The following is a 26,529-nucleotide window of genomic DNA, read 5'->3' as shown; positions in this document are numbered from 1 at the left end:
ACCAAGCTGGGGCCATGACGAGTGCAGCCCTCCGCAGTAGGGCCTGGAAACTGCTGGAGATGGTCACGACGCCGCTGCTGCCGTCGGACTACCTCGACCTGGTCAGCCCGCTGCGTGCGGGCGGCGACCTGCGGGGGCGCATCGAAGCCGTGCACCCCGAGACGGATGACGCCGCGACCGTCGTGATCAAGCCGGGACAGGGCTGGCGCGGCCACACGGCCGGTCAGTACGTGCGGATCGGGGTCGACGTCGACGGGGTGCGCCTGTGGCGCGCCTACTCGCTCACCTCGCCGACGGACCGCCGGGACGGCCGGATCACGATCACCGTGAAGGCGATCCCGGACGGCAAGGTCAGCAACCACCTGGTCCGCAGGGCGCAGCCCGGCACGCTGATCCAGCTCGACCAGGCGACGGGCGACTTCGTGCTGCCGGAGGCCGAGCCCGCCAAGGTGCTCTACCTGACGGCCGGCAGCGGCATCACGCCGGTGATGGGCATGCTGCGCGACGCCGAGTTCGACGACGTCGTCATGGTCCACTCCGCGCCGCGGCCGCAGGACGTGATCTTCCGCAAGGACCTGCACGGCCTGGTCGCGGACGAGAAGCTGCGGCTCACCGAGGTGCACACCGACACGGACGGCACGCTCGACATCGCCCGTCTCGGCGAACTGGTGCCCGACTGGGCCGAGCGCGAGACCTGGGCCTGCGGGCCCGCGGGCCTGCTCGACGCCGCCGAGGAGCACTGGAGCGCGCACGGCGTCCCGGAGCGGCTGCACACCGAACGCTTCCGCCCCACCGTCGTCGTCGCCGGCGACGGTGGCGAGGTCACCTTCGCCACCACCGGCACGACCGTCGACGCGGACGGCGCCACCCCGCTGCTGGACGTCGGCGAGGAGGCCGGCGTGCTCATGCCGTCCGGCTGCCGCATGGGCATCTGCTTCGGCTGTGTCACGCCGCTCACGGCGGGCGCCGTCCGCGACCTGCGCACCGGCGAGATCACCGAGGCCGGGCCGGGCGTCCTCATCCAGACCTGCGTGTCCGCCGCGGCGGGCCCTTGCGACATCGAACGGTAGGAGCACCTTGACCGCCATCGACCCCACCGCCCACCTGACCGCGGAGCAGATCGAGGAGCTCGGCCGCGAGCTGGACGCGATCCGCGACGAGGTGATCGCCAGCCGTGGTGAGAAGGACGCCGCCTACATCCGCAAGGTGATCTCGGCGCAGCGCAAGCTCGAACTGGCCAGCAGGGGCATCCTGCTGTTCTCGATCTTCCCGCCCGCCTGGCTGATCGGCACCGCCGGCCTGTCCGTGGCGAAGATCATGGAGAACATGGAGATCGGCCACAACGTCCTGCACGGCCAGTGGGACTGGATGCGGGACCCGAAGATCCACTCCACCACCTGGGACTGGGACCACGTCTCGCCGGCCGAGCAGTGGAAGCACTCGCACAACGAGCTGCACCACACGTACACCAACGTGATCGGCAAGGACAACGACCTCGGCTACGGCATCATGCGCGTCGACGAGGACCAGAAGTGGCACCCGTTCCACCTCGGCCAGCCGCTGTGGAACTTCCTCAACGCCTGTTTCTTCGAGTACGGCATCGCCGCCTACGACCTGGAACTCGGCAGGAACCTGAGCAAGCACCGCCGCAGGAAGCCGGAGTTCCGCGCGCGGGCCAGGGCCGTGGGTCGCAAGATCCGCAAGCAGGTGCTCAAGGACTACGTGATCCACCCGCTCCTTTCGGGCCCGTCGTTCCTCACCACGCTCGCCGCGACGTTCACCGCGAACCTGGTCCGCAACATCTGGACCCACTCGGTCATCATGTGCGGGCACTTCCCCGAGGGCGTCCAGGTCTTCGAGCGCCGGTCGATCAACGGCGAGACGCGCGGCCAGTGGTACCTGCGCCAGATGATGGGCTCGGCGAACATCAGCGGCAGCAAGGCCATGCACTTCATGACCGGCAACCTGTCGCACCAGATCGAGCACCACCTGTTCCCGGACCTGCCGAGCAACCGGTACGCCGAGGTCGCGGTGAAGGTGCGCGCCCTGTTCGACAAGTACGAGCTGCAGTACGTCACCGGCCCGCTGCCCAAGCAGGTGTACTCCGCCTGGCACAGGGTCTTCCGCCTCTCCCTGCCGAACAAGAAGCCCAAGGTCACGACCCCGGACCGCGAACAGGAACTCGTCGCGGCCTGACTCCCGGCACGGGCGAGCGGCCCCACCGGCTCGGCAGCGCGCTCGTCCGGGCCGTCGTCATCGTGGCTGATCACCGTCGACACCCGGCGCGCCGACCGCCGGGTGTCGACGGCGTAATTCTGTCCAAAGCCGGGACGGTCGGGCGGTAGGGGTCTAGCGTTTCCCTCTCGGAGATCGAGGGGTGAAGATGCAGGTGACGGCATTGCGCAAAGGGGAGAACGTCGGGCTGTCGACGGCGTCGGTGGTGCTGGCGGTGTCGGTGCACGGCTTGGCTGCGGACGTCTCGGCGCTGTTGCTCGGAGCGGACGGCAGGGTCCGGAGCGACGACGACTTGGTCTTCTACAACCACCCGTCCCAGGACGGGGTCTCGGTCGCCGGTTCCGTGGTCACGGCCGACCTCTTACGCGTGCCGGCCGGTGTGGATCGGCTGGTGGTCGTGGTGAGTGCCGATCCGCTGCAGCCGGGTGCGGTCTTCACCCGCGCACCGCATCTGTCCATCGCCCAGACGGGCTCGCCGGCCCGGTCGTTCACGGCGCCGGACTTCACGTCCGGGGAGACCGTCGTGGTACTGGCGGAGCTCTACCGGCGCGGTGGTGATTGGAAGATCCGGGCAGTGGGGCAGGGCTACGCCTCCGGCCTGGCCGGTCTCGCGACCGACTACGGGGTCGATGTGGAAGCCGAGCCCGACGTGGCCCCTGCGCCACGTCCGGCCCCGGCCCGCTCGCACCCCGTCCCCGCGGGCCCCGCGGTGGGTCTGTCGAAGGTCGAGCGGCTGGCCCCCGCACTGCTGTCTCCGGCGCGCCAGGCCAACAAGGCCCTCGTCGACCAGCGCATCGCCAACCGGCGGGCGGCGGTGTACCTGATCCTGGATCACGACCTGCACATGGAGGAGTTGTACGACTCCTTCGCCGTGCAGGCCTTCGCCGAGCGGGTCCTGGCACTGTCGGCCACCCTCGATGACGACGGCACCGTGCCCGTGGTCTTCTCCAGCGGACAGGAGCCCTTCCTGGAGGAGATCCGGCTGGACAACTACCGCGGCCGCATCGGCCAGTTGCACACCCAGGTCGACTGGGGGTGGGGCAACGTCGCCGAGGCCATGCGGCGTGCGGTGGGGCACTACCAGGAATCCGGCGCCGTCGACCCCGCCTTCATCGTGACCCAGGTCGGTGACGAACCCTGGGACAAGGCCGAAGTGCGCTCCCTGCTGCAGAACACCGCACCGCTCGGCGTCTTCTGGTTGTTCGTCGGTTTCGGCCGCGGCAAGCTCGCGTTCTACAAGAACCTCAACGCCTCCACCTCCGCCACCTTCACCAACGTCGCCTTCTACGACGCGAGCAAGAACCCGGGATCGGTGCCCGACGAGCGGTTCTACGCCGGCCTCGTCGACGCCTTCGCCGCCTGGCTGCGGCATTGAGGCGTCGGCCGGGCCGGACGGCCCGCCCCGCTCAGGCTCGGTGGCGGCGTCTGGCGGATACCGGGAGGCCCTGGCGGGGGCGGATCGTGATTCTTGCCAGGGACTCGACCGTGAAGCCGGGGACGGGCTCGAACTCCCAGTGGCGGCCCAGGGTGGCCAGCGCCATGACGCCCTCCATCCGCGAGAAGGTGTTGCCTATGCACTGCCTCGGACCGCCGCCGAAGGGGAGGTAGGCCAGCCGGGGGCGGCCGGGCCGTACCGCGTGACCGGTGAGCTCGTCCGCCGTATCGGCGGACGGCGGGGACCCGATCCAGCGCTGCGGGGCGAAGCGCTCCGGCTGCGGCCACCACCGGGGATCGCGGTGGACGACCCACGGGACGATCGCGACGAAGGCGTCCTTGGGCACGCGGCGGCCGCAGACCTCGAAGTCGGTCAGGGCGCGCCGGGCCACGCCCAGGATCGGGGGGTAGAGGCGCATCGCCTCGGAGAGGACCGCGTCGGTCCAGACGAGGCGGGGCAGGTCCTCGACCGTGGGCAGCCGGTCGCCGAGCACCTCGTCGATCTCCGCGTGCATCCGCTCCCGGGCCACGGGGTCGGCGCCGAGCAGGTGGTAGGCCCAGGCGAGGGCGCTGGCCGTGGTCTCGTGGCCGGCCATGAGCAGGGTGATCGCCTCGTCCCGCACCTGGAGGTCGTCCATCGGCTCCCCGGTGTCGGCGTCGCGCGCCGCGAGCAGCAGGGAGAGCAGGTCGGAGCCCTGCCCGTCGCCCCGCCTGCGCTCCGCGACGAGCCGGTCGACGATGGCGTAGAGGCTGGCCCGGCCCTCGTAGAAGCGTGTGTTGCCGGGCAGCGGCAGCTTCGCCAGATGGCGGGCGAAGGGCAGGGAATCCCAGCGCAGCGGACCCTCGTGGCGCGGGACGGCGGTGCGGATGGTGCGGGCCACGTCGCTGTCGAGGGAGACGTCGAAGAGCGTGCGGGCCACGATGGCCAGGGTCAGCTCGGTCATCTCGACCTGCATGTCGAGCCGGTCCCCGTCCTGCCAACCGGACTGGATGTCGTCGGAGAGCTCGGCGAAGGCGCGACCGTAGCCGGAGATGCGTTCGTGATGGAACATTGGCTGGATCAGCCTGCGCTGCTTGCGGTGGAAGGTCCCGTCGCTGGTGACCAGGCCGTTGCCGAGGATCACTTCGAGCGGGGCGGCCCACGTGCCGCGCCCGGCGCTCATGACGTCCTTCGCGAAGTTGCGGTGCGAGGTGACCAGGACCTCGTGGGCCGCCTCCGGGTCGCTGATCATGTACATATCGCGCCAGCCGAGCGGAATGCGCACGACCGGGCCGTAGCGGTCGCGCAGCCCGCCGACGTAGTCCAGCGGATGGCCGGACATCGCGAGCAGGGAGCGGATCCGGCCGCCGGGGCCGGGGGCCGTGGTGGCGGTGGCCGCGGGGGCGGTGGAGAGCTGGGTCATCGAGGTGCCTTCCTGAGCTCCATGGACACGGTCACGGGCGGGGTCACTCCCTGACGAAGCGCTGGAGGGCGAGCGAGACGTTCTGCCCGCCGAAGGCGAAGGAATTGGAGAGGGCCGCCCGGACCTCCTGCGGACGGGCGGTGTTCGGCACGTAGTCGAGGTCGCACTCGGGGTCGGGCGCGTCCTGGTTGATGGTGGGCGGGATGATCCCGCGGTCGATGGCCAGGGCGCAGAAGGCCGTCTCGGTCGCGCCGGCCGCGCCCAGCAGGTGACCGGTCATCGACTTGGTCGAGCTGACGGCCAGCTTCCCGCTGTGCGTGCCGAAGGCGGCTCTGATCGCCTTCGTCTCGGCGGCGTCGGAGAAGGTGGTCGAGGTGCCGTGCGCGTTGATGTGGTCGATCTCGTCGGGCGACAGGTCGGCCTCGCGCAGCGCGGCGAGCATGGCGCGGGCGGCGCTCTGCCCGCTGGGATCGGGGGCGGTGACGTGGTAGGCGTCGCTGGTCTGGCCGTAGCCGCAGATCTCGGCGTAGACGTACGCGCCCCGCGCCCCGGCCGACTCGGCGGTCTCCAGGAGCATCATGGTGGCGCCCTCCCCCATGACGAAGCCGTCCCGGTCCGCGGTGAAGGGGCGGGAGGCGCGCCGGGGCTCGTCGTTGCGGCGGGACAGTGCGCGCAGGTTGGCGAAGCCCGCGATCAGGGGCGAGGCGATGCAGGCCTCGGAGCCGCCCGCGAGCGCGGCCCCGGCGTAGCCGTCGCGGACCAGCCGGTAGGCCTGTCCGATCGCGTCGGCGGAGGAGGCGCAGGCGGTGACCGGCGCGGCGCCGGGGCCGCGGAAGCCGAAGTGCTGGGAGACGGAGCCCGCGCCCATGTTCACGATGGAGCTGGGCACGAAGTACGGGGAGACCGACCACGGCTCCGCCGCGTCCTTGAGCACCCCCGCCCTCATGGTGGCGGCGCCGCCGATGGCGCTGCCGATCACGGTGGCCGCGCCGTCCCGGTCGATGCCGTCCAGACCCGCCCGCTCCACGGCGAGTTCGGCCGCGACGAGCGCGAAGTGGCAGAACCGGTCGAGGCGCCTGACCTCCAGGCGGGTCAGCCACGCCGTCGGGTCGAAGTCCGCCACCTCGGCGGCGATCCGCACCGGCAGCCGGTCGGCGTCGAAGCCCCGGATCGGTCCCACGCCGGATGCTCCGGCGAGCAGCCGCGTCCAGACCGTCTCGGTGCCGATGCCGAGCGGGTTGACCATGCCGATGCCGGTCACCACCACCCGGTGGCGACCGGCGGCGGTGCTCATCCGGACTCACCCGGTTCGGCGAGCCCGAAAAGGGCCTCCATCCGCATCGCGAGCTGCACGTCGCCCCGGATGTGCAGCCGGCCACCCAGCAGCAGGTCCATGCCCTGGACCGAGGCGGAGGCCATCTCCACGAAGCCGACCGCGTCCAGGGCGAGGGTGACCGCGGGCTCGCCCGAGATGCCCGTCTCGCGCACGTCACAGGTGTCCCCGGCCAGTACGAGGTCGTAGGCGACCGTGTCGGCCGGCGACCTCGACACCTCCCAACGGGCGGTCTGCGCGGGGCCCGTGAGGCCCCCGGTGTACCGCTCGGGCATCCGCTCGAAGGCCGAGCGCAGTACGTCCCCGCCCTCGGGCGTGGCCAGCCAGGCCGCCAGCTCCTGGCGCGGCAGCCCGGCGAGGACGGCGCGGATGTCGGCGAGGTCGCCGGATCGCAGCCCCGCGAGCAGCTCCGGGGGGAAGGTGGGTTCGGCCGTCATGACGACTCCTCCGCTCCTGCGGGCACCCGCCCGCTGTCGACTGTTCGGTCGGCCGCCTGCCGGAGTTCCTGCCGTGGTGCGATGCCGGGCAACCGGGCGAGGACGTGGCCGTCGGGCCGTACGAGGACCGCTTCCGGCCCCTCCAGTGCGTAGACGTCGGCGAACGCTCCCGTGACGTCGCGCAGGTGGGGCCCGTCCGCGGCGATCACGGCGGCCGTCAGGGGCAGGCCCAGGAAGGTCGCGGCCTCCTGCGCCACGTCCTGCCACACGGCCCCCTCCGCCCCCGTGAGCAGGGAGAATCCGGATCGGTTCAGGTCGGTCGTGGAGATCCGCTCGCCGGCCCGGTCGAGCCAGGCGTGCGGAGCCCGGTGGCCGGCCCGGGCGGTCGGCCGGTAGGTCACGATGTCCTGGACCACCGGCTCGCCGGGGCCCGGCGCGTAGGTGAAGCCCAACGCCTGCCCCTCGAAGTCGAAGTGCGGCCGGTGCTGTTCGATGTTCCGGGCGAACTCCGCCTGCTCCACGTCGGATTGGAGCAGTGCCCGCTTCTGGAGGGCGTTGCTCTCGCTGTGCCGGGCATTGAACTCGGCGACCGGGCGCCGTTCGCGCTCGTAGGAGTCGAGCAGGGCATCGGGGGCGCCGCCGTGCAGCACCGCGGCCAGCTTCCAGGCGAGGTTGTGGGCGTCCTGGATGCCGGTGTTCATGCCGAAGCCCCCGGTGGGCGGGAAGGTGTGGGCGGCGTCCCCCGCGGCGAGCACCCGGCCGTCGGCGCTGCGCCAGGAGTCGAGACCGGTGGAGCCCATCACCCAGTTCCGTACGGAGTGGACGCGCAGCCCCTCGACCGACGTGCCGATGGCGGCCTCGATCAGCTTCAGGTGATCGACCTCTTCCTCGAAGTAGGTGTGTTCCTCCTCGGGGGTGAGGGCGGGTATCTCCAGGAGCCATTCGCCGCGCACGGGGTCCACGGTGATCAGGACGCCCCGCACGAGGGAACCCATCACCCAGTACAGGGCGCTCTCGCGGCCGGCGGTCCAGGGCGAGAGGTCGGCGCTGAAGTGGATGTCGAGGAGCCGGCCGAGCGGTGTGGCCGCGGTGCGCCGCAGGCCGACCGTCTCGCGCAGCGGGCCGTGCAGGCCCTCGGCCAGGACGGCGTAGCGGGCCTCGACGACGAGGGGACGCTCGCCCGCGGCCGTCACCCTGACGCCGGAGGGGGTACGGGTCAGCTCCTCGGCCCTGACGCCGCGGATCACCCGAGCGTTCGCGGGGAGCCGCTCGACGAGCAGTGCTTCCACCCGGTTCTGCGAGCAGATGACGGGCAGGACCGGGCTGATGGCCGCGCGCCGCATCAGGGACTCGGCCGATTCGATGACGTCCAGGGCGGCGAGTTCGGTACCGGCGAGCTCGGTGCACCAGGTGATGCGCGCCGTGTTCGGCAGGGGCACGCCGACGCGGCGGACCTCGGCGTCGACGCCCAGGTACCTGAGCAGCTCCATGGTGCGCGAGTTGATGACGGTGGCGCGCGGGTGACCGGAGGGCGTGGGGCGCTGCTCCAGTACGACGGTGCGCACGCCGAGTCCGGCGAGGAAGTGCGCCGCGGCGAGGCCGGTGGGCCCACCGCCGACCACCACGACGTCGGCCTCCAGCTGCTCCGCCGTCCGCGGGGGTCGGGGTACGGCCGCGTTCATCGTCGTACCTCCGTGAGGGCGGCGACGACCGGCGCCAGGCGCCGGGCCACCGCGGCGTCGAAGCCGGCCTTGAACAGGACGCGGGCGACGACGACCGCGGGCAGTCCGGCCAGGACGGCGCCGATCAGCCAGAGCACGAACACCCCGGTGAACGCCTTGCGCGGGAGGTCACCCCGCCGGTCGGCGGCGCGGATGATCCGGCCCCAGACCCGGAAGACACTTCCGGCCAGGAGGTCGGCCGCGGCCAAGGGAGGGTTCACGGGGGCCGCGTCATGCGCGGCGAGCACGGCGCGCACCCGCTCGGCCAAGGCCTCCTCCGAGGTGCCGCCGGAAGCGGCCCCGTCCTGTTCCGCCGCGAATTCCCGCTGCGCGGGCGAGAGTTCGGCGAGGCGCTCGCCGAGGAACGCCAGCCGCTCCAGCTCGTCCGCGCCGACACCGGCGCGCGGGAAGCCCCAGGACGCCTCCCGCTTACCGGCGAGCAGCCAGCGCAGCGTGGTGACGAAGGTGACCCCGGCGGAGGCGGTGTCCACGGAGGCGATCGTGCCCACGTAGCGGCCGCCCGCGCCCTCGATCAGCTGCCGCACCTCGACGGCGGCGGAGTACCACATGTTCCGGCAGGCCACGAGGCCGACGACACCGCGCCCGTCGAACGCCTTCGGCTCCGCGCCGACGAAGGCCCGCATGGGCAGCGCCGGAGCCAGGTACCAGACGGGGAAGGCGAAGACGACCAGGTCCGTGTCGTCATCGTCGGCCACCGGCGGCCGGGCGGTGATCCCGGGTGCCGCGTCGGGGTCGACGGAGGCGGGGAAGACGCCGAAGAAGCGGCGTACGGGCCAGGGGAAGGGAAAGGGTTCGCGTGGCCTGATCTCGACCTTGCGAATGTCCCAACCCGCTTTTTCCAGCGGGTCGGTGACGGCGGAGACGGATTCCAGGAGCTGACCGGTCTGCGAGTACCAGTAGACGGTCACCCGGGGCCGTGGGGGCACCACCTCAGACCTCCCCGCCGGAAACGGCCGTCAGGTGCGCGAAGGACACCGCGAACCGCCCGGATTCGGGAACCATCAAAAGGAGCTTGTCGCCGGCGGAAATCATTCCCTCGGCGAGCATTTCCTCCAGGATCACGTAGATGCTCGCTGAACCGATGTTTCCGACCCGCGTCAGATTGCTGTACCACTTCTCGACGGAGGGACCCCGGAGCTTCTTCTTCTCGATCTCCTTGAGCACCATGGACTTCATGCGCTCGCTGGAGTAGTGCGCGGGGAACCAGGCCAGCTCGTCCGGGTCGAAACGGCCCTCGTCGAGCAGCCGCTGGTACTCCTTGACCCCGAGCCGCACGAGGTGCGGCAGCAGGCCCAGGTCCTGGCGCAGCGCCAGCGCGCCGTCGACGGCCGCCTCGGCCGCGGAGGGGTAGTCCAGCCAGCTCCGCTTCCCCGAGTTGTCGGCCGCGCCCATGTACATGCAGGTGCGCTCGGTGTTGGCGTAGGAGGTGAGCGAGATCCAGTCGATCCGCAGGCTGATCCCTTCGGACGCCGGGCGGTCCTGCACCAGCGCGGCTCCGGCGCCGTCCGAGAGCATGTAGCGCAGGAACGCGATCTCCATGGCGATGGCGCCGTCGTCCGAGACCGGCCGGACGTCGGTGAACCGGTCGCTCTTCATGAGCCGCGAGATCAGTTCGGACGCACAGGCGACCGCGTTCTTCTTCTCCCCGGCCACCACCTGGAGGTAGGCGTTCTTGAGTGCCATCATCCCGGAGCTGCAGATCCCGTGGGTGCTGACGATCTCGCAGGGCGGGCTGCCCAGCTCGCCGTGGACGCCGCTGGCGAAGCCGGGCGCGATGAGGTCCGGGAGACCGGTGGCCGCGGCGATGAGGTCGATGTCGTCGAGGGTGATGTTCGAGCGCTCCACCGCCCGGCGGATGGCGCCGACCGCCAGATCGGTGTTGGAGAACAGGGTCTGCTGCTGCTTGTCGATGGCGTAGTGCCGCGTCTTGATCCCGCAGTTGTCGAGGGTCTGCTCGCGCAGCCCCGAACTCGCGCGGCCCACGCTGCCGATGTACTCCTCGACCTCGTCGTTGGGCACCGGTTCGCCGGGCAGGAAGCTTCCCATGGCGGTGATGTAGGCAGGCATTGCGGTGTCTCCCCGTGATCTAGGCGGTTGCTTTGATTTCGATCTTGGAGACGGCGAGGTCCAGGATGTCGCCGACGGTGCGTATGCCACCGATGCGCTCGTCGTCCATCGATATGCCGTAGGCGCCCTGAAGGCTTTGCGTCATGGCGATGAGATCGAGCGAGTCGATGCCGATGTCGTAGTACAGATCGGATTCCGCCGAGATTTCCTCCGGGTCGGCATCGCACTTGGCCACGAGGAATCCCGTGATATCTGCGTAGAGATCTGTCCTCAGAGACATGTTCACCTCCCGTGCCTCACCCCCTGTGCGGCACGGGATTCACTCTGACCCACGCCACGGGACGGGACAAGGCCGGATTTCCGGGGGGAGATCGACTTCGACCGAACCTCGAACGTGCTCAAGCCGGTGGCCGAGCCTCCGCTACCGGGCGGAAGTCGGGGGCAATTGAAATCGGCCCGAACCCGGGGTCGAATATCCGAAAAGTCGACGGGACCTCGCTGTTTTCGGACACGCCCGCACGGTCGGATCCACGGTCGAATTCGCGGCCGTCCGGCAGGAGCGGCCGGGGGGAGGGGCCCGAGGTGGGCGGCGCGGGCCGCTGTGCGACCGGAGCGGATCCGAGGGGATTGGTCCAGACCTATTGACGGCCGATTCCAGCCCTCCTACGATCCGGTCGGCACAGCCCCACATGTCCACCTCACCCAGAGCCGGGCGTCACGCCCCCACGCGCCGGTCCATGACCACGTCGCCCGGCGGGAAGGGAGCACCGCGTGTTCCGTCGCAAGCCGCGCACCTCACGCCCGTCCGTCGACCCCCACCCCCGGACGGACCCCGGCCGGCACCGCACCACCGCCTCCAGGAGGACCCTCGCCGGGGTCAGCGCGATCGCCGTCGTCGCCGCCGGACTGGCCGCGGCCGGATCCGTCACCGCCGGCGCCGCCACCCCCAACCTGGTCGCCAACTCCGGTTTCGAGAGCGGGTTGTCCGACTGGACCTGTTCCGGCGGCTCCGGCGCGGCGGTCAGCAGCCCGGTCCACTCCGGTACCTCCGCGCTCAAGGCGACCCCCGCCGGCTCGGACAACGCCCAGTGCACCCAGACCATCAGCGTGCAGCCCAACTCCCAGTACACGCTGAGCGCCTTCGTCCAGGGCAGCTACGTCTACCTCGGCGCCACCGGCACCGGAATCACCGGCACCACGTCCACCTGGACGCCCAACAGCCCGTCCTACGGACAGCTCAGCGTCACCTTCGCCACCGGGGCCAACACCACCTCGGTGACCGTCTACCTGCACGGTTGGTACGGGCAGCCCGCCTACTACGCGGACGACGTGGCCCTCGCGGGCCCCGGCGGCACCAACCCCACCCCGACCGCCACCGCGCCCACCACGGTCCCGCCGACCACCGCGCCCCCGACCACGGCCCCACCGACCACCGCCCCGCCCACGACCGCGCCCCCCACGACCGCCCCGCCGACCACGCCACCGCCGGGTGACACCTGCCCCACGAAGCCCAAGCCGTCGGGCAAGGTCCTGCAGGGCTACTGGGAGAACTGGGACGGCGCCTCCAACGGGGTCCATCCCGGCATGGGCTGGGTCCCCATCACGGACAGTCGGATCGCCGCGCACGGCTACAACGTCATCAACGCCGCCTTCCCGGTGATCCTCTCGGACGGCACCGTGCTGTGGCAGGACGGCATGGACGCCGGCGTCAAGGTCTCCACCCCCGCCGAGATGTGCCAGGCCAAGGCGGCCGGGGCGACACTCCTGATGTCGATCGGCGGCGCCGCGGCCGGCATCGACCTGAGCTCCAGCACCGTCGCCGACAAGTTCGTGGCGACCGTCGTCCCGATCCTGAAGAAGTACAACTTCGACGGCATAGACATCGACATCGAGACCGGCCTGTCCGGGAGCGGCAACATCAACACCCTGTCCGCCTCACAGTCCAACCTGATCCGCATCATCGACGGCGTCCTCGCGCAGATGCCGGCCGGCTTCGGCCTCACCATGGCCCCCGAAACCGCCTACGTCACCGGCGGCAGCGTCACCTACGGCTCGATCTGGGGCTCGTACCTGCCGATCATCAAGAAGTACGTCGACAACGGCCGCCTGTGGTGGTTGAACATGCAGTACTACAACGGCAGCATGTACGGCTGCTCCGCCGACTCCTACCAGGCGGGCACCGTCCAGGGCTTCACCGCGCAGACCACCTGCCTCAACAACGGCCTGACCATCCAGGGCACCACCATCAAGGTGCCCTACGACAAGCAGGTGCCCGGTCTGCCCGCCCAGCCCGGCGCCGGCGGCGGCTACATGGCGCCGAGCCTGGTCAGCCAGTCGTGGAACGCCTTCGGCGGTTCGCTGAAGGGGCTCATGACCTGGTCGATCAACTGGGACGGCTCGAAGGGCTGGAGCTTCGGCGACAACGTCAAGTCCCTCCAGAACCGCTGACCCGCCCGCTGAGCGCCCGCTGATCGTCAGCACCGGATGTCCTGACATCCTGTGAGGTATGGCGACACTCAACGGAAAGCCCGTGTCCACCGATGACCTGCTGCCCCTGGCCCTGGTCAACGTCGGTCACTTCACGTCCATGCGCGTCGACGACGGCGCCGTGCGCGGGCTGGAGCTGCACATGGCGCGGCTCGCGAAGGACTGCGAGGTCGTGTGGGGCGCCGACCTGGACACCGGGCGCGTGCGCGCCTTCGTCCGGGAGGCGCTGCACGGGCGGTCGCAGCCCTGCGTCGTCCGGGTGACCGTCTACGACCCGGCGGTCGACATGGGGCACCTCGCGGCGCCGGGTGACCCGCGGGTCCTGGTCACCGTGCGCGGAGCCGGCGCGTTGCGCGCGCCGGCTCCGCTGCGCGCCAAGAGCGTGCGGTACGAGCGGGAGCTGCCCGAGGTGAAGCACGTCGGCCTCTTCGGGGCCCTGCACACCCGGCGCGGCGCCCAGCTCGCCGGCTTCGACGACGCCCTGTTCGTCGGACGCGACGGGCTCGTCAGCGAAGGCGGCACCTGGAACGTCGGATTCGTCGACGCCGACGGCGGCGTCGTGTGGCCGCAGGCCCCGGTGCTGCCCGGAGTCACCAAGGCGCTGCTCCAGCAGCGCGCCGCGCACCGGGTCGCCCCCGTGACCCTGGAGGAGGCGAAGGGCATGGCGGCGGCCTTCGCGACGAACACGAGCATCGGCGTCCGGGCGCTCGCCGCGATCGACGACACCGCACTGCTCGCCGAGCACCCCGTACTGGACCGGCTCCGCGAGGCCTACCTGTCCGTTCCCGGCGAGCGGCCGTAGGCAGCGGCGCCCGGCGGCACGGGGGACCTCGGTCGAGGACCCGTGCCGCCGGGAGCTTCGCTCTCGTGCGGGCCGGTGATCCGCCCGCGTCTCACGCCATGCGGGCGCCCAAGGTGCGCACCACCTGGGTCAGGACCTTCTCGCGCCAGTTCTCCTCGGACTCGGGGTACTTCCCGACGCCGTCCGCGGTCGAGGAACCGCTCACCTCGAACTCGAAGGGGCCCTGGTGGCAGATCATCGTGACGGAAATGCCCTGGGTGTAGCAGCCCGCCGTACCAAGCGAGTTCCCCAGGTCCCGGAACTTCTTGGTGTCCTGGCCGGCCCGCTTCGCCTCGTTGTCGCGGTCCTCGGCGTAGGCGTTCGCCACGAGCGCGGGATCGGCGACGGTCTTGAAGACGATGCGGACGCTGCTGTTGTGCTTGCCCTTGTACTTGGCCGGCAGCCCGAACTCGGTCTTGCAGCCACCCGCCGGTACGTCGCCCGTGGTGCCCGGATCCGACTTCGCGAGCGGGTTGAAGTTGATGACGGTCACCTTGATCGGCGTCCGCTGGAAGTCCTTGGCCTGCGGCAGGATCGCGCGGACCTCCTCGTCGCCGAGCACCTCGCACGCGTTGGGCCACTGGGCCAGCGGCACCGAACCCCCCTCGGTGGGACGTGCCTCCAGCTTCGCACCCGAGGGCTTCGCGGACTCGATCTTCAACGCCGGTGGCTCGCTGCTGCAGCCGGCCAGTACGGCCGCCGCGGACGCGACCGCCGCGACGGCCAGGACGCTGCGCCTCGGTTTCGTGGTGGGCACGGTCAACTCCCCTATGTGGACACGGGGGATCCCCCCTCTTCCGGGCCCATTGTGGACGTGCGCGCCCGATCCCTCCCACCGAAGCCGCCACGCGCCTTGTGATCTTCCCGACAGCGGGGCCGCAGTCCGCGAGTCGGGCGGCGGCGTACCGGTCAGCCGTGGACGAACTCCGGCGGGCGCTTGTCCACGAACGCCGTCATGCCCTCCTTCTGGTCGGCGGTGGCGAACACGGCGTGGAAGAGGCGGCGTTCGAAGCGGATGCCTTCGGTGAGGGTGGTCTCGAAGGCGCGGTTCACGGCCTCCTTCGCCATCATCGCCACGGGCTTGGACATGCCCGCGACCGTCTCGGCCACCGCGAGGGCCTCGGCGAGCAGTGCGTCGGCGGGGACGATGCGGGAGACCAGCCCGGCCCGCTCCGCCTCGACGGCGTCCATCGTCCGCCCGGTCAGACACAGCTCCATGGCCTTGGCCTTGCCGACGGCACGGGTGAGCCGTTGGGAGCCGCCGATGCCCGGGATGACGCCCAGCTTGATCTCCGGCTGGCCGAAGACGGCGGTGTCGGCGGCGAGCAGGACGTCGCAGAGCATGGCGAGCTCGCAGCCGCCGCCCAGGGCGTAGCCGGACACGGCCGCGACGGTGGGGGTCCGGAGCTGGCCGAGCCGGTCCCAGGCCGTGAACCAGTCGGAGAGGTACATGTCCATGTAGCTCCGCGGGCGCATCTCCTTGATGTCGGCCCCGGCGGCGAAGGCCTTCGCCGAGCCCGTCAGGACGATGCAGCCGACCTCGGGGTCCCGGTCGAGGGCCTCGGTGGCCGCGACCACCTCGGTCATGACCCGGAGGTTCAGGGCGTTCAGGGCCTTGGGCCGGTTCAGGGTGACCAGCGCGACCCGGCCCTTGCGCTCGACCAGGATGGTCTCGTACGTCTGCGTCACGGGGCGGTCGTTCCGTTCTGCTCGGTGTCGGTGTCGGTGTCGGTGTGGGTGTGGCTGTGGGTGTCGGGGCCGGCTCGGAGGCCGGCTTCGGCCGCGGGGCGCAGGGTCCGTACGATCGCCGAGAAGTCCAGCTCGCGCCCCTCGCCCGCGGCGAAGTCGGCGTACAGCTCGGCGGCCTTGAGGCCCAGGGGCGCGTCCACGTTCCCGGCCCGCAGGGCGTTCGCCGCCAGCCCCAGGTCCTTGGCCATCAGGGGAGCCGCGAACCCGGGCCGATAGTCCCGGTTGGCGGGGCTGCCCGGTACGGGCCCGGGCACGGGGCAGTTGACGGTGAGCGCCCAGCACTGACCCGACGCCGTGGAGGCGACGTCGTACAGCGCCTGGTGCTCCAGGCCGAGGCGCTCGGCCAGGACGAACGCCTCGCTGACGGCGATCATGGAGATGCCGAGGATCATGTTGTTGCAGATCTTCGCCGCCTGCCCGGCGCCCGGCGCGCCGCAGTGCACGGTCTTCTTGCCCATGACGGCCAGCAGCGGCTCGGCCCGGGCGAACTCCTCGCCGCCGCCGCCCGCCATGAAGGTGAGGGTCGCGGCCTCGGCACCCGCCACCCCGCCGGAGACCGGCGCGTCCAGCGCCCGGTGACCGGCCGCGACGGCCGCCGCGTGCGCGGCCCGGGCATCGGCGACGTCGATCGTGGAGCAGTCGACGAACAGGGTGTCGGGCCGGGCCGCCGCGAGGAGGCCCTCCTCCTGGTAGAGGGAGAGGACGTGGCGGCCCGCGGGGAGCATCGTGATGACGACGTCCGCCTCGGCCGCGGCCCGGACCGCCGAGGGCGCGGCTTCCACCCCCGCGGCCGCCGCGGCGGCCAGGGCCTCGGGCGCCAGGTCGAAACCGATGACCCGGTGTCCCGCCCGGACCAGCTGGGCGGCCATCGGCCCGCCCATGTGCCCGAGCCCGATGAACGCTACGGTCGTGCTCACCACGGCACCTCCTGGGGAGAGTCGGTCACGGCGAGGCGCAGTTCGCGCTCGCCGAGCGGGGCGAAGAACCGGGCCACATCGGCCGCACCGACCTCGGCGAGCGAGGCCGGGCTCCAGTGCGGCGCGCGGTCCTTGTCGATCACCTGAGCGCGAATGCCCTCCACCAGATCGGGGCAGGTCAGAGCCGCGCAGGAGACCCGGTACTCCTGTTCCAGGACCCGTTCCAGCGGGCCCAACGTGCGGGCGCGGCGCAGTGCGGCCAGGGTCACCTTCAGCGCCGTGGGCGACTTCGTCAGGAGCAGGTCGGCGGCCTCCTTCGCGGCCGGTGCGCCGCTGGCGCGGAGCCGGTCCAGGATCTCCTCCACGGTGTCCGCCGCGTAGCAGTGGTCGATCCACTCCCGCTGGGCGCGGAGCCCGCCGCCGGGCGCGGGCACGACGTACCGCTCCAGCACCTCGTGCACGTCGGCGTGGGCGAGGTCCGCGGACAGCTGCGGCAGCAGCGCCGCGGGTACGAAGTGGTCGGCGAGGCCGCACAGCAGGGCGTCGGCGGCGTCCACCGGCGTGCCCGTGAGGGCGAGGTGCGTGCCCAGCTCGCCGGGCGCCAGCGTCAGGAGGTAGGTGCCCCCGACGTCGGGGACGAAGCCGATGCCGGTCTCGGGCATGGCCACGCGGGAGCGTTCGGTGACGATCCGGACGCTGCCGTGGGCGGAGATCCCGACGCCGCCGCCCATCACGATGCCGTCCATCAGGGCGACGTACGGCTTGGGGTAGCGGGCGATCCGGGCGTTGAGCCGGTACTCGTCGCGCCAGAAGTCCGCCGAGGCGGTGGAGCCGCTGCGGGCGTCCGCGTGGATGGAGCGGATGTCGCCGCCCGCGCACAGGCCGCGCTCACCGGCGCCGCGCAGGACGACGGTCCCGACGGCCGGATCGTGCTCCCACGCGGTCAGTGCCGCGTCGATGCGCAGGGCCATGGCGTGGGTGAGCGCGTTGAGCGCCCGGGGGCGGTTCAAGGTCACGTACCCGGCCCGTCCCTCGGTGTGCAGGAGGACGTGGTCGGCGCCTTCGGCGGCGGTGGGGCTCATCGCAGGGCCTCCGTGAGCCCGCGGGCGACGATGATGCGCATGACCTCGTTCGTTCCTTCCAGGATCTGGTGCACCCGCAGGTCGCGGAGGATCTTCTCGATGCCGTACTCGCTGAGGTAGCCGTACCCGCCGTGCAATTGCAGGGCCCGGTCGACGACGGAGTAGCCGGTGTCGGTGGCGAACCGCTTGGCCATCGCGCACAGTTGCGGGGCCAACGGATCGCCCTGGTCCAGCGAGGCGGCGGCCTGGCGGACCAGCGCGCGGGCCGCGGCCAGCTCGGTGGCCATGTCGGCGAGCCGGAACTGCAGCGCCTGCGCGTCCAACAGCCGTGCTCCGAAGGCCTCGCGGTCGGCCAGGTACGCCAGGCTGCGGTCCAGTGCGCTCTGCGCACCGCCCAGCGAGCAGGCGGCGATGCCCAGGCGGCCGCCGTTCAGGCCGTTCATGGCGATGCGGAAACCGTCGCCCTCGGCGCCCAGCCGTCGGTCGGCGGGAACGCGGACGGCGTCGAGGACCACCTGCCGGGTGGGCTGGGCGTTCCAGCCCATCTTGCGCTCGTTGGGGCCGAAGGAGACGCCGGGGTCGTCGCGTTCGACCACGAAGGCGGAGATCCCGCCCGATCCTTCACCACCGGTGCGCGCCATGACGATGTACACCTCGGCCGCGCCGGCTCCCGAGATGAACTGCTTGACCCCGCTCAGGACGTAGTCGTCGCCCACCCGTTCGGCCCGGGTGCGCAGCGCGGCCGCGTCCGACCCGGCGCCCGGCTCGGTCAGGCAGTAGCTGCCGAGGGACCGGGCCGAGCACAGCGCGGGGAGCCACCGGTCGCGCTGGGCGGCGTCGCCGTAGCGGTCGATCATCCAGGCGACCATGTTGTGGATGGACAGGTACCCGGCGATGGAGGGGCACCCGGTGGCGAGGGCCTCGAAGACGAGGACGCCGTCGGCGCGGTTCAGCCCCGAACCGCCGTGCTCCTCACGGACGTACACGCCGCCGAGTCCGAGGTCGGCCGCCTTGCGGAGCACGTCCACCGGGAAGTGCTTGTCCTGGTCCCAGCCGACGGCGTACGGACCGAGCTGCTCCTGTGCGAAGTCGAGCGTGACCTCGGCCAGGGCGAGCTGATCGGGGGTCAGTGTGGTGGTCACCGGCTCAGCCCATCGTCGGGATGGTGAAGCTCGCGCCCTCCTTGGCCCCGGAGGGCCAGCGCGAGGTGACGGTCTTGGTACGGGTGTAGAAGCGGATCGAGTCGGGGCCGTGCTGGTTGAGGTCTCCGAAGCCGGACCGCTTCCAGCCGCCGAAGGTGTGGTAGGCGACGGGGACCGGGATGGGCACGTTGACGCCGACCATGCCCGCACCGACGCGGCGGGTGAAGTCGCGGGCGGTGTCGCCGTCGCGGGTGAAGATCGCGACGCCGTTGCCGTACGGGTGCTCGGTGGGCAGCCGCAGCGCCTCCTCGTAGTCCGCCGCGCGGGCCACGCACAGCACCGGACCGAAGATCTCCTCGCGGTAGATCCGCATGCGCGGGGTGACGCGGTCGAAGAGGGTGGCCCCCGCGAAGAAGCCGTTCTCGTGCCCGGGCAGGGTGAACCCGCGCCCGTCGACGACGAGTTCGGCGCCCTCGTTGACCCCGATGTCGACGTAGCGCCGGACCCGGTCCAGCGCGTCCCGGCTGACCAGCGGGCCGAAGTCGGCGGTGGCGTCGTCGGAGCGGCCGATCCGCAGGGTGGCGATGCGCTCCTTGAGGCGGGCGACCAGCGCGTCGGCGGTCTCCTCGCCGACGGGGACGGCGACGGCGATGGCCATGCAGCGCTCGCCGGCCGAGCCGTAGCCCGCCCCGATCAGGGCGTCGACGACCTGGTCGAGATCGGCGTCCGGCATCACGATCATGTGGTTCTTGGCGCCGCCGAAGCACTGGGCGCGCTTGCCGTGGGCGGCGGCGGTGGCATAGATGTGCGCGGCGATCGGGGTGGAGCCGACGAAGCCGAGCGCCTGTACCCGGGGGTCCGTCAGCAGCGTGTCGACCGCCTCCTTGCCGCCGTTGACCACGTTGAACACGCCGGGCGGCAGCCCCGCTTCGAGGAACAGCTCGGCCAGCCGCAGGGGTACGGAGGGGTCCCGCTCGGAGGGCTTGAGGATGAAGGCGTTGCCGCAGGCGAGCGCGGGGGCGGCCTTCCACAGCGGGATCATCGCGGGGAAGTTGAAGGGGGTGATGCCCGCGACGACGCCGAGCGGTGAGCGCAGGGAGTGCACGTCGATGCCGGTTCCGGCGTTGTCGGTGAACTCGCCCTTGAGGAGGTGGGGGATGCCCGCGGCGAACTCGACGACCTCCAGGCCGCGTTGGATGTCGCCGTGGGCGTCGGCGACGGTCTTGCCGTGTTCGGCCGACAACAGTCGCGCCAGCGACTCCCTTTCGCCTTCGATGAGTTGCAGGAAGCGCAGCAGGACACGGGCCCGGCGCTGCGGGTTCCACTCGCCCCACTCGCGCTGCGCCGCCTCGGCGTCGGTGATGGCGGCCTCGGTGTCGGCGCGTCCGGCGAGCGGGACCCGGGCCTGGACGGCGCCGGTGTTGGGGTCGTGGACGTCGGCGAAGAGGCCGGACGTGCCGGTGGTGTGCTTTCCGCCGATGAAATGGGTGAGTTCGCGGACCATGGGAGCCTGCTCTCGTCAGGTGAGGATCCGGGGACGGCACGGCGCACCGGCAACCGGACCCGGGTCGGGTCCGTCGCGTGGGGTGCCGTGGGACAGGGCTGCCGGAGGCGGCCGATGAGCTAGAGCGCGGGGGTCGCCGCTCGCTCCGCCGGATCACCAGGGTCGTGGGTACGGACCGGTGCCATGCGTGTCTGCTCCATCCTCGTGGACAACACGGAACGTTCCGCGGCCGGTAACCTGACTCCCGGATCACCGCGTGCCGTCCGCCTCACCGACGTGAAGCCGTCAGTGGCGTGTGGAGGGCAGCACACTCCCCGGTCACAGTGGCGGGACCGTGCCGGATTCACACCGGCTTCCCTGCACCGCGGACCTTGTGCCACGAACATATAGTTGGACGTCCTAGTAAGTCCACCCCCACCTTCGCCATCCCCACCGGCACGGCCGGCCCGGATGGCCGGCGCGGCTCAACCGTCCTCGGCGACGACCGGATAGGGCACGAAGGTGCTGCTGTTCTCGTCGACCGCGAGCGTGCGACCGAGCGGGGGAGCGGCGCGCTGGGGGCATTCGAGGCGTTCGCAGAGGCGACAGCCCATGCCGATCGGCGTGGCGGCCGAGGCGTTGGCGAGGTCGAGCCCGTCGGAGTAGACCAGGCGGGAGGCGTGCCGGATCTCGCACCCGAGGCCGATCGCGAAGGTCTTGCCGGGCTCGCCCCAACCGCCGCGGTGCCGGGTGACGGCCCGGGCGGTCCACAGGTGGCGCGCGCCGTCGGGCATGGCGGCGATCTGGACGTGGATGCGGCCGGGGGCGGCGAAGGCCTCGTAGACGTTCCACAGCGGGCAGGTGCCGCCCGCCCGGGAGAAGTGGAATCCGGTGGCGGACTGCCGCTTGGACATGTTCCCGGCCCGGTCGACGCGGACGAAGGAGAACGGCACGCCCCGCAGGCGCGGCCGCTGGAGTGTGCTGAGGCGGTGGCAGACCGTCTCGTAGCCCAGACCGAAGCGGACGGTGAGCTTCTCGATGTCGTAGCGCTCCTCCTCGGCCGCCGCGTGGAAGGCCCCGTACGGGAGCACCAGCGCCGCGGCGAAGTAGTTCGCGATGCCGATCCGGGCCAGTGACCAGGCGGCCGAGCCCTCGTCGAAGTCCTCCGAGGCGAGGGCGGACAGGCCCGCTCCGTGTTCGAGGAGCGCGAGTTGGGTGGCCATCCGGAACGCCTGTTGACCGGGGAGCAGCCGCGGCGACAGGTGCAGGGTCCGCCGCGCGGGGTCGTAGCGGTGCAGCCGGTCGGCGTCCGGGGCCAGGCGCACGCCGTGCCGTTCGGCCAGCCGGTCCGCGAGGGCGGGCAGCACGCCGCCGGGGCGGATGCCGATCGCGCCCGCCAGCTCCTCGGCCGCGAGATCGGTGTCGTGGAGGTAGTTCTGGCGGCGGTAGAAGAACTCGCGGATCTCCTCGTGCGGCGGCCGGGGTCCGCCGACGGTCCCCCCGGCCCTGCCGTCGGCGGCGTCCGAGAGCCGCTCCGTCAGGGCGACGTTGCGCCGCCCCAGGTCGAGCAGGACCCCTGCGACGGCCGGCAACCGCTGGACCAGCTCGGCCAGTTCGGAAGCGGAGACCCGGGCGGCCGTGATGTCGTCGGCCAGTGCCTCGCGCAGGTCCGCGACCGTGCGCGCGCCGTCCCGCTCCGCGAAGAAGCCGGGATCGACGCCGAACGCCTCCGTGAGCCGGAGCAGCACGGGCACCGTGAGCGGGCGCGAGTCGTGCTCCATCTGGTTCAGGTAGCTGGGGGAGATCTCCAGTCGGCGCGCCAGCTCGGCCTGGCTGAGCCGCCGCTCCTCGCGCAGCCGCCGCAGCCGCGCCCCCGCATAGGTCTTGCCCATCGTGCCCCCCGTACCGCCTACCAGTGAGTAGGAAAGTGAGTGTAGGCGCGGCGGCGGACCGTGCACCCTTCGCAATCTTGGCAATCGCGGCGAAGAAGATGCGCAGAACGTGGCATGCGGCCACGGTTGATGGCACTCGGTGCCACTGCCAGAGTCGGACTGCGGCCAGGAAGCCCGCAGAAGCGTCCGGCGGGCGCCGAGGGCGGATCGCGCACCACGGTGTGCAGGGTGCACCGAGTGTCACCCGGTGACTCGTCGATGTCTCATTCGCACATTTCACATGTCCACTTTTTGACGTGACTCAGGGGAGACGGCCATGGCCACGCAGCAGGCTCAGGCTCAGGACCGGAATCAGGCTCAGGCCCAGGCGGGAACGACGACGGCGGCGGCCCGGGAACTGGAGCAGCGGTGGGTGAGCGACCCCCGCTGGGCCGGCATCGAGCGGACCTACTCCGCCGAGGACGTCGTCCGCCTCTCCGGCAGCGTCCGCGAGGAGCACACCCTGGCCCGGCGCGGCGCCGAGCGGCTGTGGCGCCAGCTGCACGAGCAGGACTACATCCACGCCCTGGGCGCCCTCACCGGCGGCCAGGCCGTCCAGCAGGTGCGGGCGGGACTCCAGGCGATCTACCTGTCCGGCTGGCAGGTCGCGGCCGACGCCAACCAGGCCGGCCACACCTACCCCGACCAGAGCCTGTACCCGGTCAACTCGGTTCCGCAGGTGGTCCGTCGGATCAACAACGCCCTGCTGCGCGCCGACCAGATCGCGACCGCCGAGGGCGGTACGGACACCACCGACTGGCTGGCCCCGATCGTGGCGGACGCCGAAGCCGGCTTCGGCGGCCCCCTCAACGCCTTCGAGCTGACCAAGGCCATGATCGCGGCGGGCGCGGCGGGCATCCACTACGAGGACCAGCTGGCCTCCGAGAAGAAGTGCGGCCACCTCGGCGGCAAGGTGCTCGTCCCCACCGCCCAGCACGTCCGCACCTTGAACGCGGCCCGCCTGGCCGCCGACATCGCGGACACCCCGACCCTGATCATCGCCCGTACCGACGCCCTCGCCGCCACCCTGTTGACCAGCGACGTCGACGAGCGCGACGCCGAGTTCTGCACGGGCGAGCGCACCGCCGAGGGCTTCTACCACGTCCGGGGCGGGATGGCCCCGGTCATCGCCCGCGGCCTCGCCTACGCCCCGTACGCGGACCTGATCTGGGTGGAGACGGGCACCCCGGACCTGGCGCAGGCCCGCGAGTTCGCCGAGGCGATCCACGCGCGGTACCCGGACCAGATGCTGGCCTACAACTGCTCGCCGTCCTTCAACTGGAAGGCGGCGCTGGACGACGACCAGATCGCCAAGTTCCAGCGGGAACTGGGCGCGATGGGCTACCGCTTCCAGTTCATCACCCTGGCCGGCTTCCACTCGCTCAACCACGGCATGTTCGACCTCGCCCGCGGCTACGCCGAGCACGGCATGACCGCGTACGTCGACCTCCAGGAGCGCGAGTTCGCCGCCCAGGCGCAGGGGTTCACCGCCGTCAAGCACCAGCGCGAGGTCGGCACGGGCTACTTCGACCTGGTCTCCACCGCCGTCAACCCGACCTCCTCGACCACCGCGCTCGCGGGCTCCACGGAGGAAGAGCAGTTCCACTAGGCCCCGCACCGCAGCGCTCGGTCCACACCGCACCGCCCCCGGGGCCCCGCACCGGAGCCCCGGGCCCCCTCTTCCTCCGCTCCGCTTCCCTCCTAGAGGAGACCCGTATGTCCGTCCCCGCGATCACGCGCCGCGTCGAGGTCCTCGCGGCTCCGGGCGAGCGCCACGACGAGATCCTGACGCCCGAGGCGCTCGACTTCCTGGCCCGGCTCGACGAGGCCTTCGCGGACCGGCGGCTCAGGCTCTTCAAGGAGCGCGAGCGCCGCTCGGCCAACCTGGCAGCCGGCACCCCGCTGGACTTCTCCCGCGCCACCTCGGCCGTCCGCGCCGACCCCGACTGGCGGGTCGCGCCCCCCGCGCCCGGTCTGACCGACCGGCGGGTGGAGATCACCGGCCCGCCCGAGCGGCGCATGACGGTGCACGCCCTCAACTCCGGCGCCCAGGTGTGGATGGCCGACTTCGAGGACGCCACCTCGCCCACCTGGGACAACGTCATCGGCGGGCAGCTGAACCTGCTCGACGCCATCGAGCGCCGCATCGACTTCACCACCCCGGAGGGCAAGGAGTACCGCCTCGGCGCGGACCTGGCGACCATCGTGGTGCGCCCCCGCGGCTGGCACCTCACCGAGGAGCACCTGGAGATCGACGGCCGCCCCGTCCCGGCCTCCCTGGTCGACTTCGGCCTGTACTTCTTCCACTGCGCCCAGCGGCAGATCGACGCCGGGCACGGCCCGTACTTCTACCTTCCCAAGCTGGAGAACCGCAACGAAGCACGGCTGTGGAACGACGTGTTCGTGCTGGCCCAGGAACTGCTCGGGATCCCCCGCGGCACGGTCCGCGCCACCGTGCTCATCGAGACCGTCACCGCGGCGTTCGAGATGGAGGAGATCCTCTACGAGCTGCGCGAGCACAGCTCCGGGCTCAACGCGGGCCGTTGGGACTACCTCTTCAGCATCATCAAGACCTTCGGCCACCGCACCGACTTCCAACTGCCCGACCGGGCCAAGGTCACCATGACCGCCCCCTTCATGCGTGCCTACGCCGAACTCCTCGTCCGCACCTGCCACCGGCGCGGCGCCCACGCCATCGGCGGCATGTCCGCACACGTCCCCGGGAAGGACGCGGCCGCGAACGAGGCGGCGCTCGCCAAGGTCCGGCTCGACAAGGAGCGCGAGGCCGAGGACGGGTTCGACGGCTCCTGGGTCGCCCACCCCGCCCTGGTGCCCGTCTGCCGCACGGTCTTCGACGCCGTGCTCGCCGACCGGCCGCACCAGCTCGACCGTACGCGTGAGGACGTCCGGGTCACCGCGGCCGACCTGCTGTCGGTCCGGCGGGTCGCGGGCCCGCCCACGGCCGAAGGCATCCGTGCCAACGTCGCCGTCGCCCTCCGGTACTTCGACGCGTGGCTGCGCGGCAGCGGCGCCGTCGCCCTGTACGGGCTGATGGAGGACGCGGCGACCGCGGAGATCGCGCGGGTCCAGCTCTGGCAGTGGCTGCGCCACGGCACGGCCGACCGCGCGGGCGTGCGGGAGATCCTCGACGCGCAGTGCGCCGCGCTCGCGAAGGAGGATCCGGACGCCCGGGTCGCCGAGGCGCGCGCCGTCCTCGAGCGGACGGCGCTCCAGCGGGACCTACCGGCCTTCTTCACCCCCGACGCGTACGCCCGCCACCTCGTCCGCCGTCCGGAGGCCCGCGCATGAGCGCCGCCAGTGACAGCAGCGCCACAGCCACAGCCACAGCCGCCACCGGCGCGGGCGCGGCGATCCGCAGGGTCGGCGTCGTCGGCGGCGGCCAGATGGGCGCGGGCATCGCCGAGGTCTGTGCCCGTGCGGGCCTCGACACCGTGGTGTGCGAGACCGACGCCGCGGCCGCCCTGGCCGCCCGCGAACGCGTGGCCGTCTCCCTCGAACGCGCCGTCCAGCGCGGCAAACTGGACCGGCTCACCGCCGAGGACGCCCTGGCCCGGCTCGTCTTCTCCGGCAGCCTGGACGACCTCGCCGACCGGCAGCTCGTGATCGAGGCGGTGGTGGAGGACGCGGCCGTGAAGACCGAGACCTTCGCCACCCTCGACAAGATCGTCGAGGACCCGGGGGCGGTCCTGGCCACCAACACCTCCGCCATCCCCGTCATGCGACTGGCCATGGCCACCGGCCGCGCCGACCGCGTCGTGGGCCTGCACTTCTTCAACCCGGTGCCCGTCCTGCCCCTCGTGGAGATCGTGTCCTCGCTGCACACCACCCGCGAGACCGTGGAGACGGTGGAGGCGTTCGCCCGCGACGCGCTCGGCAAGACGGCCGTCCGCTCGCAGGACCGGGCCGGCTTCGTCGTCAACGCGCTCCTCGTCCCCTACCTGCTCTCGGCCATTCGGATGGCCGAATCGGGCTTCGCCACCGCCGCGGACGTCGACGCGGCCATGGAGCTGGGATGCGCCCACCCCATGGGCCCCCTGAAGCTCGCCGACCTCATCGGCCTGGACACCGTCGCGGCCATCGCGGAGTCCCTCTACGCCGAGTTCAAGGAGCCGCTCCACGCCCCGCCACCGCTGCTCCGGCGCATGGTCCAGGCGGGTCTGCTGGGCCGCAAGAGCGGCCGCGGGTTCCATACCTACGACCGGGGCTGACGAGGGACCCGGTGGTA

At 71.8% G+C, this 26,529-nt stretch carries 22 protein-coding genes and 1 riboswitch; of the genes, 8 read left to right on the top strand and 14 right to left on the bottom strand.

The features are described 5' to 3' along the window. The first annotated feature begins 14 nt into the window (after positions 1-14). The 3 genes from ACIQWR_RS08465 to ACIQWR_RS08455 all read left to right on the top strand — a co-directional run bounded on the left by ACIQWR_RS08465 (position 15) and on the right by ACIQWR_RS08455 (position 3,610). Complete coding sequence (locus tag ACIQWR_RS08465) at positions 15-1,070, top strand: ferredoxin reductase (protein WP_404005973.1); 1,056 nt, start codon at positions 15-17, stop codon at positions 1,068-1,070. Positions 1,071-1,077: 7 nt separating this feature from the next. Then, the gene (locus ACIQWR_RS08460) at positions 1,078-2,196 is read left to right on the top strand and encodes a fatty acid desaturase family protein (RefSeq protein WP_404005972.1); all 1,119 of its coding nucleotides are present in this window, start codon (positions 1,078-1,080) and stop codon (positions 2,194-2,196) included. A gap of 187 nt (positions 2,197-2,383) precedes the next feature. Then, positions 2,384-3,610 (top strand): VWA domain-containing protein, encoded by a 1,227-nt coding sequence (locus tag ACIQWR_RS08455; protein ID WP_404006400.1) that lies wholly within the window; start codon positions 2,384-2,386, stop codon positions 3,608-3,610. Between the two features lie 31 nt (positions 3,611-3,641). Here the strand turns inward: ACIQWR_RS08455 and ACIQWR_RS08450 are convergent, their stop codons facing one another. From ACIQWR_RS08450 to ACIQWR_RS08420, 7 genes are read right to left on the bottom strand one after another with little or no spacing between them, the layout of a single operon-like run. After that, positions 3,642-5,072 (bottom strand): cytochrome P450, encoded by a 1,431-nt coding sequence (locus ACIQWR_RS08450; protein WP_404005971.1) that lies wholly within the window; start codon positions 5,070-5,072, stop codon positions 3,642-3,644. Between the two features lie 43 nt (positions 5,073-5,115). Continuing rightward, on the bottom strand, positions 5,116-6,366 hold the full coding sequence (gene fabF, locus ACIQWR_RS08445) for a beta-ketoacyl-ACP synthase II (protein ID WP_404005970.1): 1,251 nt from the start codon (positions 6,364-6,366) through the stop codon (positions 5,116-5,118). Further along, positions 6,363-6,842 carry an SCP2 sterol-binding domain-containing protein gene (locus ACIQWR_RS08440; RefSeq protein ID WP_404005969.1) on the bottom strand — a complete coding sequence of 160 codons (480 nt, stop codon included), beginning with the start codon at positions 6,840-6,842 and terminating at the stop codon, positions 6,363-6,365. Before ACIQWR_RS08440 ends, fabF begins: the two co-directional genes overlap by 4 nt. Continuing rightward, positions 6,839-8,524: an FAD-dependent oxidoreductase gene (locus ACIQWR_RS08435; protein ID WP_404005968.1), complete on the bottom strand. Its 1,686-nt coding sequence runs from the start codon at positions 8,522-8,524 to the stop codon at positions 6,839-6,841. Before ACIQWR_RS08435 ends, ACIQWR_RS08440 begins: the two co-directional genes overlap by 4 nt. Continuing rightward, positions 8,521-9,510 carry a hypothetical protein gene (locus ACIQWR_RS08430; protein WP_404005967.1) on the bottom strand — a complete coding sequence of 330 codons (990 nt, stop codon included), beginning with the start codon at positions 9,508-9,510 and terminating at the stop codon, positions 8,521-8,523. Before ACIQWR_RS08430 ends, ACIQWR_RS08435 begins: the two co-directional genes overlap by 4 nt. Before the next feature lie 4 nt (positions 9,511-9,514). Continuing rightward, complete coding sequence (locus tag ACIQWR_RS08425; protein WP_404005966.1) at positions 9,515-10,651, bottom strand: 3-oxoacyl-[acyl-carrier-protein] synthase III C-terminal domain-containing protein; 1,137 nt, start codon at positions 10,649-10,651, stop codon at positions 9,515-9,517. 19 nt (positions 10,652-10,670) lie between these two features. Continuing rightward, positions 10,671-10,931, bottom strand: a complete 261-nt coding sequence (locus ACIQWR_RS08420; RefSeq protein WP_404005965.1) for an acyl carrier protein — start codon at positions 10,929-10,931, stop codon at positions 10,671-10,673. 491 nt (positions 10,932-11,422) lie between these two features. On the opposite strand from ACIQWR_RS08420, the gene ACIQWR_RS08415 reads away from it, so the two are divergent. After that, positions 11,423-13,099: a carbohydrate binding domain-containing protein gene (locus ACIQWR_RS08415; protein WP_404005964.1), complete on the top strand. Its 1,677-nt coding sequence runs from the start codon at positions 11,423-11,425 to the stop codon at positions 13,097-13,099. A 58-nt stretch (positions 13,100-13,157) separates the two neighbouring features. Continuing rightward, the gene (locus ACIQWR_RS08410) at positions 13,158-13,940 is read left to right on the top strand and encodes an aminotransferase class IV family protein (protein WP_404005963.1); all 783 of its coding nucleotides are present in this window, start codon (positions 13,158-13,160) and stop codon (positions 13,938-13,940) included. 91 nt (positions 13,941-14,031) lie between these two features. Here ACIQWR_RS08410 and ACIQWR_RS08405 read toward each other — a convergent pair whose 3' ends face one another. The 7 genes from ACIQWR_RS08405 to ACIQWR_RS08375 all read right to left on the bottom strand — a co-directional run bounded on the left by ACIQWR_RS08405 (position 14,032) and on the right by ACIQWR_RS08375 (position 22,244). After that, positions 14,032-14,736 (bottom strand): hypothetical protein, encoded by a 705-nt coding sequence (locus ACIQWR_RS08405; protein WP_404005962.1) that lies wholly within the window; start codon positions 14,734-14,736, stop codon positions 14,032-14,034. A 152-nt stretch (positions 14,737-14,888) separates the two neighbouring features. Then, positions 14,889-15,668 (bottom strand): enoyl-CoA hydratase, encoded by a 780-nt coding sequence (locus ACIQWR_RS08400; protein ID WP_404005961.1) that lies wholly within the window; start codon positions 15,666-15,668, stop codon positions 14,889-14,891. After that, the gene (mmsB, locus tag ACIQWR_RS08395) at positions 15,665-16,645 is read right to left on the bottom strand and encodes a 3-hydroxyisobutyrate dehydrogenase (RefSeq protein WP_404005960.1); all 981 of its coding nucleotides are present in this window, start codon (positions 16,643-16,645) and stop codon (positions 15,665-15,667) included. Before mmsB ends, ACIQWR_RS08400 begins: the two co-directional genes overlap by 4 nt. Continuing rightward, complete coding sequence (locus ACIQWR_RS08390; protein ID WP_404005959.1) at positions 16,642-17,727, bottom strand: enoyl-CoA hydratase/isomerase family protein; 1,086 nt, start codon at positions 17,725-17,727, stop codon at positions 16,642-16,644. The genes mmsB and ACIQWR_RS08390 overlap by 4 nt, the downstream gene beginning before the upstream one ends. Next, the gene (locus tag ACIQWR_RS08385) at positions 17,724-18,869 is read right to left on the bottom strand and encodes an acyl-CoA dehydrogenase family protein (protein WP_404005958.1); all 1,146 of its coding nucleotides are present in this window, start codon (positions 18,867-18,869) and stop codon (positions 17,724-17,726) included. Before ACIQWR_RS08385 ends, ACIQWR_RS08390 begins: the two co-directional genes overlap by 4 nt. A 4-nt stretch (positions 18,870-18,873) precedes the next feature. Further along, positions 18,874-20,373 carry a CoA-acylating methylmalonate-semialdehyde dehydrogenase gene (locus tag ACIQWR_RS08380; protein WP_404005957.1) on the bottom strand — a complete coding sequence of 500 codons (1,500 nt, stop codon included), beginning with the start codon at positions 20,371-20,373 and terminating at the stop codon, positions 18,874-18,876. Between the two features lie 209 nt (positions 20,374-20,582). Next, positions 20,583-20,769: riboswitch (cobalamin riboswitch) on the bottom strand. A gap of 68 nt (positions 20,770-20,837) precedes the next feature. Further along, positions 20,838-22,244 carry a short-chain fatty acyl-CoA regulator family protein gene (locus ACIQWR_RS08375; protein WP_404005956.1) on the bottom strand — a complete coding sequence of 469 codons (1,407 nt, stop codon included), beginning with the start codon at positions 22,242-22,244 and terminating at the stop codon, positions 20,838-20,840. A gap of 316 nt (positions 22,245-22,560) precedes the next feature. Here ACIQWR_RS08375 and aceA point away from each other — a divergent pair, with 316 nt between their 5' ends. From aceA to ACIQWR_RS08360, 3 genes are all read left to right on the top strand, one after another. Then, positions 22,561-23,892 (top strand): isocitrate lyase, encoded by a 1,332-nt coding sequence (gene aceA / locus ACIQWR_RS08370; protein ID WP_404005955.1) that lies wholly within the window; start codon positions 22,561-22,563, stop codon positions 23,890-23,892. Between the two features lie 107 nt (positions 23,893-23,999). Next, positions 24,000-25,592 (top strand): malate synthase A, encoded by a 1,593-nt coding sequence (gene aceB, locus ACIQWR_RS08365; RefSeq protein WP_404005954.1) that lies wholly within the window; start codon positions 24,000-24,002, stop codon positions 25,590-25,592. Then, a complete protein-coding gene (locus ACIQWR_RS08360; protein WP_404005953.1) occupies positions 25,589-26,512 on the top strand; it encodes a 3-hydroxybutyryl-CoA dehydrogenase in 924 nt (307 codons plus the stop codon). The genes aceB and ACIQWR_RS08360 overlap by 4 nt, the downstream gene beginning before the upstream one ends. Positions 26,513-26,529 lie beyond the last annotated feature (17 nt).

The organism is Streptomyces sp. NPDC098789 (assembly GCF_044759975.1).
In the GTDB taxonomy this organism is placed as follows: domain Bacteria; phylum Actinomycetota; class Actinomycetes; order Streptomycetales; family Streptomycetaceae; genus Streptomyces.
Note: the sequence above shows the minus strand (reverse complement) of the source record. Positions and strands in the feature narration are given on the sequence as shown.

Bases quoted from the DNA above. Each gene is read 5' to 3' on its own strand.
- ACIQWR_RS08440 (WP_404005969.1), bottom strand. From the start codon at position 6,842: ATGACGGCCGAACCCACCTTCCCCCCGGAGCTGCTCGCGGGGCTGCGA.
- ACIQWR_RS08465 (WP_404005973.1), top strand. From the start codon at position 15: ATGACGAGTGCAGCCCTCCGCAGTAGGGCCTGGAAACTGCTGGAGATG.
- ACIQWR_RS08425 (WP_404005966.1), bottom strand. From the start codon at position 10,651: ATGCCTGCCTACATCACCGCCATGGGAAGCTTCCTGCCCGGCGAACCG.
- ACIQWR_RS08420 (WP_404005965.1), bottom strand. From the start codon at position 10,931: ATGTCTCTGAGGACAGATCTCTACGCAGATATCACGGGATTCCTCGTG.
- aceA (WP_404005955.1), top strand. From the start codon at position 22,561: ATGGCCACGCAGCAGGCTCAGGCTCAGGACCGGAATCAGGCTCAGGCC.
- ACIQWR_RS08450 (WP_404005971.1), bottom strand. From the start codon at position 5,072: ATGACCCAGCTCTCCACCGCCCCCGCGGCCACCGCCACCACGGCCCCC.
- fabF (WP_404005970.1), bottom strand. From the start codon at position 6,366: ATGAGCACCGCCGCCGGTCGCCACCGGGTGGTGGTGACCGGCATCGGC.
- ACIQWR_RS08435 (WP_404005968.1), bottom strand. From the start codon at position 8,524: ATGAACGCGGCCGTACCCCGACCCCCGCGGACGGCGGAGCAGCTGGAG.
- ACIQWR_RS08375 (WP_404005956.1), bottom strand. From the start codon at position 22,244: ATGGGCAAGACCTATGCGGGGGCGCGGCTGCGGCGGCTGCGCGAGGAG.
- ACIQWR_RS08410 (WP_404005963.1), top strand. From the start codon at position 13,158: ATGGCGACACTCAACGGAAAGCCCGTGTCCACCGATGACCTGCTGCCC.
- ACIQWR_RS08380 (WP_404005957.1), bottom strand. From the start codon at position 20,373: ATGGTCCGCGAACTCACCCATTTCATCGGCGGAAAGCACACCACCGGC.
- ACIQWR_RS08360 (WP_404005953.1), top strand. From the start codon at position 25,589: ATGAGCGCCGCCAGTGACAGCAGCGCCACAGCCACAGCCACAGCCGCC.
- ACIQWR_RS08455 (WP_404006400.1), top strand. From the start codon at position 2,384: ATGCAGGTGACGGCATTGCGCAAAGGGGAGAACGTCGGGCTGTCGACG.
- aceB (WP_404005954.1), top strand. From the start codon at position 24,000: ATGTCCGTCCCCGCGATCACGCGCCGCGTCGAGGTCCTCGCGGCTCCG.
- ACIQWR_RS08390 (WP_404005959.1), bottom strand. From the start codon at position 17,727: ATGAGCCCCACCGCCGCCGAAGGCGCCGACCACGTCCTCCTGCACACC.